This window comes from Pseudonocardia pini (assembly GCF_013870575.1).
Classification (GTDB): Bacteria; Actinomycetota; Actinomycetes; order Mycobacteriales; family Pseudonocardiaceae; genus Pseudonocardia; species Pseudonocardia pini.
Genome location: NZ_JACBXB010000101.1, coordinates 1 through 10,931, shown reverse-complemented (window position 1 = coordinate 10,931; position 10,931 = coordinate 1). Strand labels below are relative to the sequence as shown.

12 protein-coding genes are annotated in these 10,931 nt (G+C 73.6%); 3 read left to right on the top strand and 9 right to left on the bottom strand.

All coding sequences use genetic code 11. The features are described from left to right. Positions 1 to 69 precede the first annotated feature (69 nt). The 3 genes from H5J29_RS09020 to H5J29_RS36170 form a co-directional block, all read right to left on the bottom strand. Complete coding sequence (locus H5J29_RS09020; RefSeq protein ID WP_181780466.1) at positions 70 to 453, bottom strand: STAS domain-containing protein; 384 nt, start codon at positions 451 to 453, stop codon at positions 70 to 72. Positions 454 to 633: 180 nt separating this feature from the next. After that, complete coding sequence (locus H5J29_RS09015; protein WP_181780465.1) at positions 634 to 1,851, bottom strand: FAD-dependent monooxygenase; 1,218 nt, start codon at positions 1,849 to 1,851, stop codon at positions 634 to 636. Between the two features lie 202 nt (positions 1,852 to 2,053). Next, positions 2,054 to 3,238, bottom strand: coding sequence for a methyltransferase (locus H5J29_RS36170; protein WP_181780464.1), 1,185 nt, complete (start codon positions 3,236 to 3,238; stop codon positions 2,054 to 2,056). Between the two features lie 617 nt (positions 3,239 to 3,855). Between H5J29_RS36170 and H5J29_RS09005 the strand changes: the two genes are divergently transcribed. Next, entirely contained in the window at positions 3,856 to 4,437 is a 582-nt protein-coding gene (locus H5J29_RS09005; protein WP_181780463.1) for a hypothetical protein, read from the top strand. Positions 4,438 to 4,541: 104 nt separating this feature from the next. Continuing rightward, positions 4,542 to 5,975 (top strand): PepSY-associated TM helix domain-containing protein, encoded by a 1,434-nt coding sequence (locus H5J29_RS09000; RefSeq protein WP_181780462.1) that lies wholly within the window; start codon positions 4,542 to 4,544, stop codon positions 5,973 to 5,975. A 21-nt stretch (positions 5,976 to 5,996) separates the two neighbouring features. Here the strand turns inward: H5J29_RS09000 and H5J29_RS08995 are convergent, their stop codons facing one another. Further along, positions 5,997 to 6,992 (bottom strand): ABC transporter substrate-binding protein, encoded by a 996-nt coding sequence (locus H5J29_RS08995; protein WP_181780461.1) that lies wholly within the window; start codon positions 6,990 to 6,992, stop codon positions 5,997 to 5,999. 82 nt (positions 6,993 to 7,074) lie between these two features. Here H5J29_RS08995 and H5J29_RS08990 point away from each other — a divergent pair, with 82 nt between their 5' ends. Beyond that, positions 7,075 to 7,620: a nucleoside/nucleotide kinase family protein gene (locus H5J29_RS08990; RefSeq protein WP_181780460.1), complete on the top strand. Its 546-nt coding sequence runs from the start codon at positions 7,075 to 7,077 to the stop codon at positions 7,618 to 7,620. On the opposite strand, the gene H5J29_RS08985 is transcribed toward H5J29_RS08990, so the two are convergent. The 5 genes from H5J29_RS08985 to H5J29_RS08965 form a co-directional block, all read right to left on the bottom strand. Further along, positions 7,621 to 8,121, bottom strand: coding sequence for a YceI family protein (locus tag H5J29_RS08985; RefSeq protein ID WP_181780459.1), 501 nt, complete (start codon positions 8,119 to 8,121; stop codon positions 7,621 to 7,623). It abuts the gene before it with no gap. A 65-nt stretch (positions 8,122 to 8,186) separates the two neighbouring features. Then, the gene (locus H5J29_RS08980) at positions 8,187 to 8,930 is read right to left on the bottom strand and encodes a hypothetical protein (protein WP_181780458.1); all 744 of its coding nucleotides are present in this window, start codon (positions 8,928 to 8,930) and stop codon (positions 8,187 to 8,189) included. After that, on the bottom strand, positions 8,931 to 9,812 hold the full coding sequence (locus H5J29_RS08975; protein WP_181780457.1) for an ABC transporter ATP-binding protein: 882 nt from the start codon (positions 9,810 to 9,812) through the stop codon (positions 8,931 to 8,933). It lies immediately after the preceding gene. Then, on the bottom strand, positions 9,809 to 10,168 hold the full coding sequence (locus H5J29_RS08970; RefSeq protein ID WP_181780456.1) for a GntR family transcriptional regulator: 360 nt from the start codon (positions 10,166 to 10,168) through the stop codon (positions 9,809 to 9,811). Before H5J29_RS08970 ends, H5J29_RS08975 begins: the two co-directional genes overlap by 4 nt. A 121-nt stretch (positions 10,169 to 10,289) precedes the next feature. Next, positions 10,290 to 10,931: hypothetical protein (locus tag H5J29_RS08965; RefSeq protein WP_181780455.1), on the bottom strand; the 642-nt coding region annotated here is incomplete at its 5' end.

The following is a 10,931-nucleotide window of genomic DNA, read 5'->3' as shown; positions in this document are numbered from 1 at the left end:
CCGGGCCGGTGAACACCGAGGCCAGGGCCTCCAGCAGGGTGCCCGACGCCGTCAGCTCGTCCATGGCGCTCATCCTGCGGAGAGGGCCGTGGCGAGGGTCGGGTGGATGTCCAGCTCGTCGGTGAGCCGGGTCAGCTCGAGCGGGCGCAGGACCAGCCTGCCCGTGGCCACGATCCGCACGGGGATCTCGGTGCGGAGCTGTCGGTGGGCGCGGACGAGCTCGGCCATGCCGACCGATGCGAGGAACACGACCTCGCTCAGGTCGATCACGAGCAGCGCCGGACGCAGCCGCGCGGCCCGTTCCACCGCCCGCGCGAGCCGCGGCGCGAGCGAGAGGTCGAGAGGGCCGCTCACGGCGAGCACGACGCCCTCCGGCACCTCGTCGAGCCGGACCGCGCCGGGCGGCTCGTCGTCGAACGGGCCCGACCCCGCCACCCGTTGCGGTTCGGTCATGGGCGACATCCTGCCATCGCCCCACCAGCGGGGACGACCGGCTCAGCCGAGCCGGTCGGCCAGGTCGGCGAGGTCCTCGACGTGCAGGTCGACCCGGCCCGACGACGTGGGCGGATCCCCGACCGGCCGGGCGACGCAGGCGGTGCGCAGGCCGACCGCTCCGGTGGCCCGCCCCCGGGGTCAGGAGCGGACCGCGGCGACACCGTTCGCGGTCGGGTAGGTCGGGAGGTCGATGGCCTCCGCGGGCGGGGCGAGCACTGTGGACGCAATCCCGCCCAGCCGCGCGGTCACCGGGGCGGCGATCCGCAGGACCGTGTTCAGCACGGCGACACCGGCCCGGCTGCGCGGGTTGGCGATGCGCGGGGTGCCCGGCGGGAGCTTCTGCGCCTTGTCCACATAGGGCCGCATGACGGTCTCGTAGCGGGCGAACGCCGTCCGGTACGGGTGCGCGGCGAGCTCGCCCGCCAGGACGTAGGCGCCGGTGAGCGCGAGGCTCGTGCTCATGCCGCTGATCGGCGAGGAGCAGTACGCGGCGTCCCCGACCAGGGCGACCCGCCCGCTGCTCCAGGAGGGCAGGCGGGCCTGGCCGACGGCGTCGAAGTAGAGGGGTGCGTCGTCGAGCGCGGCGAGGATGCGCGGGGTCTCCCAGCCCACGTCCGCGAAGGTGCGGCGCAGGATCGTGACCACCGCGTCCCGGTCGAGCTCGTCGAGTCCGCGGACGTCGGACAGGAAGCCCAGCGTGGCCCGGACGGTGCCGAGGTTGTCCGGGCGCAGGCCGACCGCGCGGCCCCGGCCCGCGGTGTGCCAGCGCCAGCGGTCGGTGTCCGCCGCGGTGCGCGGGAGGGTCAGGTAGCCGATGTAGAGGCCCAGCTCCCGCACGGCGTCGACGCCCGGGAAGACCAGGTCCCGCGTGCGGGACCGCAGCCCCTCGGCCACGACGACCAGGTCGAACGTGCGCGGCGGCGCCTCGGCGAAGGTGACCGTGACGCCGTCGGCCTGCTCGTCGAGGGCCACGATCCGGTCCCCGAAGACGTACTCGGTGTCCGCCAGGGTGCGGTCGACGATGACCCGCGACAGTCTGCCGCGCAGGATCTCGAGCTCGGCGGTGGCGCCGCCGGAGTCGGACTCGCCCGCCGCGAAGGTCGCCACTGCAGTGCCGTCGGCCGCGACGAACTCGGTGCCCGTCTCGCCGGTGGACTCGGCACGGATCGCGTCCTCGATGCCCATCCGGCGGGCGACCTCGCGACCGGCGCCGCGGACGTCGATGTTCTGGCCGTCGTCGCGCAGCCCGGCGAAGCGCTCGACGACGGTGGTCTCCCACCCGTGGGTGGTCAGCCAGTAGGCCAGGGCGGGTCCGGCGATGCTCGCTCCGGAGATCAGGACGGTGGGTCGGCGCACGGCGGTCCTTCGGTGGGGGTGCCCCGCACGCTAGGCGCGTCCGCGCCGCCCGGCCCGTCGAGCACCCGCGCGGACGCGACGATCCGGCTCGACGGCCGAGGGCGTCACCGACCATCGGGGTGCGCGAAAAAAGTGGGGCGGGAGCCGCCGCCGCGTGCTCCCGCCCCACCCGATCCCCCGATCGGACTCGTGAGGGGTGTCGCTACCCCAGTAGTGGATCCCGCTCCGCCTCGATCACGCTGACCGCCGAGGCGGTCGGGACGACGGAGCGGATCCGCAGACCCGCGGCGGCCAGCAGCAGCCGGAACTCCTCCGCGGTGCGTTCGTGGCCGTGGGTCAGCGCGGCCATGAGCAGGTCCAGTGCGCGGCCCGGGTGCGGCGCGTCGCCCGCGGGCAGCACGTTCTCCACGACCAGCAGCCGCGCGCCGGGGGTGAGCCCGTCCGCGACGCTGCGCAGGATCCGTACGCAGTCGGCGTCCGACCAGGCGTGCAGCACCGAGGCCAGCACGTAGGCGTCGGCGCCGTGCGGCACGCCGTCGAAGAAGTCGCCCGCGACGGTGCTGCAGCGGTGCGTGTACCCGGCTCGGACGATCGTGCGCTGCGCCCGCGCCGCGACGTCCGGCAGGTCGAGGACGGTCCCGGTCAGGTGGTCGTTCGCCGCCAGCAGGGCGAGGGTCAGCCCGCCGAGCCCGCCGCCGACGTCGACGACGTTCCAGGCCCAGTCCATGTCGTACGCCGCGGCGACGGCCTCGTGCTCGCCGCCGTGCAGCGCGACCATCATCCGGTCGAAGCGTGCGGCCAGCTCCGGCTCGGTCCGCACGTGCTCGAACCAGCTCCGGCCGAGGGCGACCTCCGGCCCGGTCTCACCGCGGCGGACCCGCTCGGGCAGCGCCCGCAGGCAGTCCAGGACGTCCGCGCCCTGCAGCATCAGGACGAGGTCGCGGGTGGCCGACGGGTGCCCCTCGCGGAGCGTCTCGCCGGTCTCGGTGAGCGCGAAGACCTCGTCGAGACCCGTGCCGCCCGCCGAGCGCACCAACCCGGCCGCCGCCGTGCCGCGCACCAGCTGCTGCAGCGGCTCGGCCGCCACCCCGAGGATCCGGCCCAGCTCCGCGATGCTGCGGGGCCGCCCGGCCAGCTCCTCGACCACACCGAGCTCGACGAGCGTGGCCACGGTCCGGGCGAGGAACGCGGAGTGGATCATCGCCAGCACGGGGTTCGGCGCGGGCGGGTCCGCGGGGACCCGCTCGGTGAGACAGCTCCGCAGGGGGCCGAGCCGGTCCGGGTCTCCGACCGCGTCGCCCGTGGGGGCGGGGTGGTCGGCCACGGGGGCCGGCTCGGTGATCCAGGAGCGCCCGCCGCGACCTGCGGGCTCGTGGTCGACGGTCACTCCAGCTCACCTCGGACCGGCGTCGCGATCCGGGGTGCCGGTCCGCCCCGCGCGACGCCGCGCGGGACGGACCAGAGCTCGACCTCGTCCTCCGTGGGGAGCGGAGCGAGAGTCGGCATTTCATTCCTCGTGATTTCTCTTCGCAGTCGAATGGCGACCACCCCACAGGTTTCGGGGCCCTGTGGCGCGTCGAGTGGGAGCCCTGTCGCCCTCGACTGGGGAGAACAGAACCAGCCGCCCCGTTTCCTTTGATGGCTATTCGTTACACAGCGGTTAATCGGCTGGAATCACCCATCCGGGACGGTGCGAGCCTCACCATTACGCAGCGAGATCGTGAGGTTCACGAAACGAATCACTGCGCTCCCCCAGGTGCGCGAGGATAGGCGACACGGACCGGCACACGAAAGGAATCACAGTGCGCATTCCGTCGGCCCTGCCGATCACCGTTCCGGAAGCCGTTTCGCTCGGGGTGCCTTGTCCACCGACAGAGGTACCCCGTATGGTCCATCGCAGACAGCGATCGGTGACTCACCAATGGTGATCATCGCCCACCGCGGGCCCGACGACGAGCCGCTCCCCTCGCCGCCCCGCGGCCGGTCCCTCACGGAGGTCCTTCCGTGCACGCCCCCCACCACCCGCACGGCCCCGGCAGCGCGCTGCCGCGCGGTCGCGGTGCGCGGACGGCGGCGGTCACGGCGACGGCGCTGGTCACCGCGGTGGCGGGGCACGTGCTGGGCGGGGCCGGGTTGCCCGAGCTCGGAGCGATCGTCCTGAGCCTGCTGGCGCTGGTCACCCCCGCGTGGTGGCTGGCCCGTGCCGAGCGCGGTTGGGAGCGGCTCGCCGCCGCCCAGCTCACCCTCCAGCTCGTCGCCCACCTGGTGTTCGCGACCGTGGGCCCCGCGGCGGGCGAGCACGGCCACGGGGTCGAGAGCGGTGGCGGACCGGGTCTGGTCCTGGTCGCCCACCTGGTCTCCGCCGCGGTCGCGGCCGCCTGGCTGCGCAGCGGGGAGAAACGGGCCCGTGCGCTTTCCGAACGCGCTCTGCGCGCCTTTCTCACCCTCCTGTCGGTGTGGGTGCCGGGCGCCCGCCCGCACACGCCTGCCCGCGCGGTTCCGGGCCCGTCGCGGCCGGACCGATCCCTGAGTGGAGTCGTGCTGCGGCACGCGATCGTGCACCGGGGTCCTCCGCAGTCGGCCTGATTCGGCCGCCTTCCTCCCCACCCGCACCGGGACCCCGGCGCCGCTTCCGCGCGCCCGTTCCCGGCCCGCCGTCGTCGACGGCCCACCCTCCCCAGGAGACCCCTGTGTCCATCGTGTCCGAGCCCGAGGAGACCGTTCCTCCGCCCGTCCGCCCCGCCACACCCCCGCCGCCGAGCCCGCCCGCCCAGCGGGGCGCGTGGAAGGGGCTCGCGCTGCGGCTGCACTTCTACGCCGGCCTCTTCGCCGCACCGTTCATCCTCATCGCGACCCTGACCGGCGTGCTCTACGCCATCGCCCCCCAGCTCGAGACCCTCGTCTACCGAGACCAGCTGACCACGACCTCGACCGGGCCCGCCCTGCCCCTCGCCGCCCAGGTCCAGGCCGCGCTGGCGGTCAACCCCGGCGACACCCTCGACGCGGTGCGGCCGGCACCCGAGCCCGGCGCCACCACCCGCGTGCTCTTCAACCGCGAGGGCCTCGGCGACTCGCAGCGCTGGACGGTGTTCGTCGACCCGGCCACCGCCGAGGTGAAGGGCGAGCTGGCCACCTACGGCTCCAGCGGCGCCCTGCCGTTGCGCAGCACGTTCAGCCAGCTGCACCGCAACCTGCTGCTCGGCGAGCCCGGCCGGATCTACAGCGAGCTGGCGGCCTCGTGGCTCTGGTTCGTCGCCCTCGGCGGGCTGGTGCTGTGGGTCGCCCGCTGGCGGGCGAACCACAAGCGGCGCCTCGCCGATCTCGTCGTCCCCAGGACCGGTGTCAAGGGGCGCCGCAAGCAGCTCGGCAGGCACGGCACGCTCGGCGTCTGGCTGCTGCTCGGCACGCTGTTCCTCTCCGCGACCGGGATGACGTGGTCGACCTACGCGGGCGCGAACATCTCCACGCTGCGCACCGAGCTGGGCTGGACCACCCCACAGCTGTCCACCGGCGGCGGGCACGCGGGCCACGGCGGGTCCGAGGCCACGGAGCCGCCCCCCGCCGTCAGCCCGGCGACGTTCGACTCCGTGCTGGCCACGGCCCGGGGCGCGGGGCTCGACGCGGGCGCCGTCGAGCTCGCGACGCCGAACACCGCGGGCGCGACCTGGACCGTCACCGAGATCAAGTCGAGCCTGCCCAACGAGGCGGACAAGGCCGCGATCGACGCCGCCACCGACACGGTCGTGGACGTGGTGCGGTTCGCCGACTACCCGCTCATGGCCAAGCTCACGACCTGGGGCATCGCCGGGCACATGGGCACCCTGTTCGGCCTGGCGAACCAGCTCCTGCTGCTGGCGTTCGCCCTCGGGCTGGCCGCGGTGATCCTGCTGGGCTACCGCATGTGGTGGATGCGCAGGCCGACCCGGGGTGGCACGCCCACCCCGCTCGCCCCGCGCGGGCAGTTCCGCAAGCTGAGCCAGCCCGTCGGGTTCGCCGTGGTGCTCGGCGCCGTGGTGATCGGGTGGTTCGCCCCGCTGTTCGGGATCAGCCTGGTCGCGTTCCTGCTGTTCGACGCCTGGCGCGGACACCGGGCGGCGAAGGCCTCGAGCACCACGGGCGCCTGACCCCGGGGTGGCCCGGCGCCGTCAGGCGGCCCGGGCCACCTTGGTCAGCGTGGGCCGCAGCCCGTCCAGCAGCCAGCCCACCGCGGCGACGTTCGGCGCCTGCAGTGCCACGGCCTGGTCGAGGGTCAACGCCAGGTAGTCGCCCGCCCGCACCGGACGGAGCTGCTGCACCAGCGCGTTGCCCTCGAACCGGCCACGGTCCCCGTCGGTCGCGAACGTCATGAACAGCACGTCCGCGCTGTCCAGCCGCCCGGCCTCCTCGTAGCTCACGCCCACGGTGCCGGGCGCGAGGGCCGCGGAGGCAGGCGCGTCCCGGAAGTTCGCGGGCACCGACAGCCCGAGCGAGCGCATGAACGCGGTCGAGAGGTTCTGCTCCCCGACCACCATCGGCAGCACCTCGCCGCGGGCCTGGCCGTAGAGGTACGTCCGCCCGGCGAGCCCGGGCAGCTCGGCCTTGAGGGCCGCGATCCGGGCGTTCGCGTCCGCGATCAGGGCCTCGACGGCGGCGGTCTCGCCCAGGGCCCGCCCGACCAGCCGCGCGTCGTCCTCCATCGAGGACTGGAACAGGCCCGTCTCGTAGGTCACGACCGGGGCGATGCCCGCCAGCCGGTCGTAGTCGGCCTGGTCGGCGATGCCGTACCAGGTGGTCGCGAGGATGAGGTCGGGGCGGTAGGCCGCGACCCGCTCGAGATCGAGGTCCCCGGCGGAGTCGAGGCCGAGGACCTCGGCGCCGAGCGGGGTGGCGGCGTACGGCAGGTTCCCGTCTCCCCCGGTGCCGTTGCGCAGGGCCCCGACGACCGGGGCCCCGACCGCGTTCGCCACCGCGAGGTCGCCGGTCCCGATCGCGACGACCCGCTGCGGCTTCGCCGGGATCGTCGTCGTGCCGTACGCGTGGGTGATCGTGACCGGGAACTCCCCGGTCGCGGCCGACGGGGCGGCGGTGGTCGGCGCGGGAGCGCCGCACGCCACCAGGACCAGGGACGCGACGACCGCGAGCATCCCGAACAGACGCGACATCCGGCTCCTCCTTGACATAGGCGAGCCTTACCTAATCCGAGGCGCCTGCCGCCGTCAACCACGGTTTTGCCACGCTGGTCCGATGGACATCGTGCGGGCCCGTCCCGCCGGCCCGGGTGGGTGCAGGCTGGTGACGGTCGACGGCTGGTCCGGATCGGGGAAGTCCACGGTGGCCGAGCGGCTGGGCGCGGAGCTCGGGGCGCCGGTGCTGTCGATGGAGGAGCTCTACGCGGGCTGGACCGGCCTGGCCGCGGCCGTACCGCTGGCCGTCGAGTGGATCGCCGGGCCGCTCCACCGCGGTGCACCCGCCCGCTGGTGGCCGTGGGACTGGGCCCGTTCGGTGCGGGCCGCCACCCCGCGGACCCAGCCGGTGGTCCCGGTCGTCGTGCTGGAGGGCTGCGGAGCGGGAGCGGAGCCCCTGCGCCCCTTCACCTCCACCGCGATCTGGGTGGAATGCCCGGAGCCGGAGCGGGAACGCAGGCTCCGCAGACGGCCGGACTGGCCCGGGTACGCCCCGCACCGCGCGGGCTGGCGGGCCCAGGAGCAGCTGCTCTACGCGGCCCATCCGACCCCGGACGTGGTCGTGGGCGGGCCGGGCCCCGAGGAACGGAGCCCGACCCGCCCGTGATCACGCCGCGGGCGTGGCCACCGCGCGGATCCGCACCGTGATCCGACGGCCGGTCATCCCCTTGCCTGCCGTGACGCCGAACTCGTACCGGTCGATCTCGACGGCCGCCTCCGCCACGGCCCCCCGACCGTCGGCGACGACCTCCCCCAGGTCGAGATCGACCGGCCGGGTCCGCCCCGCGACGGTGAGCTCCCCCCGGAGCACCCCCCGTCCCGCCGTCGCCCCCGCCGGGGCGGAACCCGAGAACCGGATCTCCGGGTGCTCCCTCGCACCCAGGTAGTCGGACGAGACGATGTGCTCGTCCCGCTTCGCCAGGCCCGTGTCCACGCTGTCTGCGGCGACGACGGCCGCGACCCGGATCCCCCCGTCCGGCTCGACCGTCACCTCCCCGCCGGTGACGGCGAACGTGCCCCGCACGGTCGCGGTGCCGAACATCGCGCGCGCCGAGAAGCTCAGCTCGCTGGCCTCGGTGTCGAGCCGGTAGGTGGTCTGCACGGTCATCTCGTCTCCCCAGGTCGACGGCGTGTCGGGCGTGTCCACCCCCCAGCGGGCACGCCCGACGGGTGTCACGGCGTCGCGCGCCGCAGGAGCAGCCAGGCCAGCCCCGCGAACAGGACCGCGAGGATCACCGGGTAGCCCGCGATGAGCGTCAGCGGGGCCGTCTCGGTGAAGAACCGCGCGACCACCCCCCAGCTCTCGCTCCAGGTCAGCAGGATCGCCGCGGCCCCACCGACCAGCACGAGACCGATGATCGACACCCACATGCCCGGCTGGCCGAAGCGCTTGTAGATGGTCCCGAAGAGGACCGCCAGGTAGGACAGCGCCAGGAACGGCACGGAGTAGAGCACCCACTGCAGGAACCAGTTGTCCTGCACCAGGAACGGCACCCCGAAGAAGGTCATGTCGATGCCCCAGCCCGCCGAGGCCAGCTCGATCGCCCGCAGCCCGGTCAGCACGAGCCCCTGCACCGCGGACTCCACCACGATGATCAGGCTCAGCCCGGCGAAGAAGTCCCGCCGGGTGACGGACAGGCCGAGCGCGAACGGGAAGCTCTGCGTCATCGACACCACGTGCGCGATCAGCGCGAAGATGTAGATGGACATGATCCCGCCCGTGGTGCGCGGGTCGTTCGGGTTCTCCGGCAGCATCGAGTAGATGATCAGGTTCACCACGAAGGAGGACCCGAGGATCAGCCACGGCATCCCGAGCGACAGCGGCAGGTTCACCAGGTGGATCCGCGCGGAGGCGAGGTAGCGACGCCTGCGGGCGGGTGTGGTGGCGAGCACGTCGCTCGCGGTCGCGGTCGTCATCTAGAGGACCACCTTCCGGTCGTCGAGGTTCTGCTGGGTCGTGCGGACCACGAGCTGCTGCAGCGAGACGGGCTCGAACTCGAGCCCCTCGGAGCGCAGCTGCGGCTCCGGGTGCGCACCGGCCAACGTGACGCGCAGGAAGCCCCCCAGCTCCTCGCGGTGCAGCTCGGTGTAGCCCTCGGCGAAGGCCTTCACCGCGGCCGTCGGGCCGGTGACGGTGACGGCCTGCCCCCGCAGGACGTCCGCGTCCTCGTCGATCAGGACCCTGCCCTTGTCCACCAGGACGACGTGCTCGATCAGGTCGCTGACCTCGTCGATCAGGTGCGTGGACAGCACGACCGTGCGCGGGTGCTCGGCGTAGTCGGCGAGCAGCCGGTCGTAGAACAGCTGCCGCGCGACGGCGTCGAGGCCGAGGTAGGGCTCGTCGAAGAAGGTCAGCGGCGCCCGCGACGCGAGCCCGATGATCACACCGACCGCGGACAGCTGCCCCCGCGACAGCTTCTTGATCTGCTGCTTCGGCCGGAGCTGGAAGTCGGAGACCAGCTCGGTCGCGAACCGCGCGTCCCAGCTCGGGAACAGCAGCGCCGCGGAGTTCAGCGCGTCCCGGACGCGGTACCCGTCCGGGTACTTCTGCGCCTCGCGGATGAAGCAGACCCGGTCCAGAACCTGCGAGTTCTCGTACGGGTGCAGGCCGAAGACCTCGACCTGCCCCGCGGTCTCGAAGTTCTGGCCGGTCAGGATCTGCATGATGGTGGTCTTGCCGGCGCCGTTGCGGCCGAGCAGACCGTGGATGGTGTTCTCCCGCAGCTCCAGGCTCACGGCGTCGAGCGCGGTGAAGTCGCCGTAGCGCTTGGTGACCCCGCGCATCGAGACGGCGGTCATGATTCGTCCCCCCAGACGTCGATCATCTTCTTGATCTGCTCGGGATCCATCCCGAGCTTGCGGGCCTCCGCCAGCAACGGCGCGATGTACTGGTTCGCGAACTCCTCGCGGCGCCGCTCGAGGAGCTGTGTGCGTGCCCCGGTGCTGACGAACATCCCGATCCCCCTCCGCTTGTAGAGCACCCCGTCGGCGACGAGCTGGTTCACACCCTTCGCCGCCGTCGCCGGGTTGATCCGGTGGAACGCGGCCAGCTCGTTGGTCGACGGGACCTGGCCCTCCTCCGGCAGCGAGCCGTCGATGATCGAGCCTTCGATCTGCTCGGCGATCTGGAGGAAGAGGGGCCTCCCGTCGTCCATCACGGTGACCGCCCGGCCCTGTCCCAGTCCGTTGGTTCGTTACTCATGCAGGTAACCATGCAGCCAGTGCAGTAGTGATGTCAAGCGGAACCGGAGGAATTGGCCTCCGACCTGCGATCACTCAGCCGCGACGGGCGAGGGTGGCGCTCACCGTGGTGGCTCCCACGGCCAGCGCGAGGGCCACGGCGAGGGGCAGCAGTACCGAACCCGGACCGGCCGAGGCCTCCAGTGCCGCCACCGAGGAGCCCACCGGCGGCAGCCACGGCTGCACGGCGGTGACGAGCACGACGACCACCCCGATCGCCAGTGACCACCCGATCCGCGAGACGACGGGACGGGCGCACAGGAGCCCGACGGCGGTCCCGGTGAGCCCCGCGGCGAGATGGGCGAGCAGCCCGGTCAGCACGATGGCGGGCGAGGCCGAGTACGGCGTGGCCACGAGGGGCCAGGCGACGGACAGCAGGCCGAGCACCAGGTCGGCGGTCGCGGCGACCACCAGGGTCCCCGCGGCGACGGGCCCGGTTCCGCCCGCGGCCACGACGGTGACCGACCGCTGCACCGGGTCCTCGGTGTGCGCGAGAGTCAGCGCGAGCCAGGCGGCGACGGGGTAGAGCGCGAGCACCGAGGCGCCCCAGGGGGTGGGCAACGGCCCGGGATCGCCCCCGAAGAGGACGGCCAGGACCGCGAGCTGCAGGAACGCGGGGATCAGGATCCGCTGCGAGCGCCAGGCGTCGGCGGCGAGGTAGCGGGCGACGGCGAGGGT

Excerpts from the sequence above, each read along its gene's own strand:
- H5J29_RS09020 (WP_181780466.1), bottom strand. The coding sequence starts at position 453 with ATGACCGAACCGCAACGGGTGGCGGGGTCGGGCCCGTTCGACGACGAG.
- H5J29_RS08995 (WP_181780461.1), bottom strand. The coding sequence starts at position 6,992 with ATGTCGCGTCTGTTCGGGATGCTCGCGGTCGTCGCGTCCCTGGTCCTG.
- H5J29_RS08990 (WP_181780460.1), top strand. The coding sequence starts at position 7,075 with ATGGACATCGTGCGGGCCCGTCCCGCCGGCCCGGGTGGGTGCAGGCTG.
- H5J29_RS08985 (WP_181780459.1), bottom strand. The coding sequence starts at position 8,121 with ATGACCGTGCAGACCACCTACCGGCTCGACACCGAGGCCAGCGAGCTG.
- H5J29_RS08980 (WP_181780458.1), bottom strand. The coding sequence starts at position 8,930 with ATGACGACCGCGACCGCGAGCGACGTGCTCGCCACCACACCCGCCCGC.
- H5J29_RS08975 (WP_181780457.1), bottom strand. The coding sequence starts at position 9,812 with ATGACCGCCGTCTCGATGCGCGGGGTCACCAAGCGCTACGGCGACTTC.
- H5J29_RS08970 (WP_181780456.1), bottom strand. The coding sequence starts at position 10,168 with ATGGACGACGGGAGGCCCCTCTTCCTCCAGATCGCCGAGCAGATCGAA.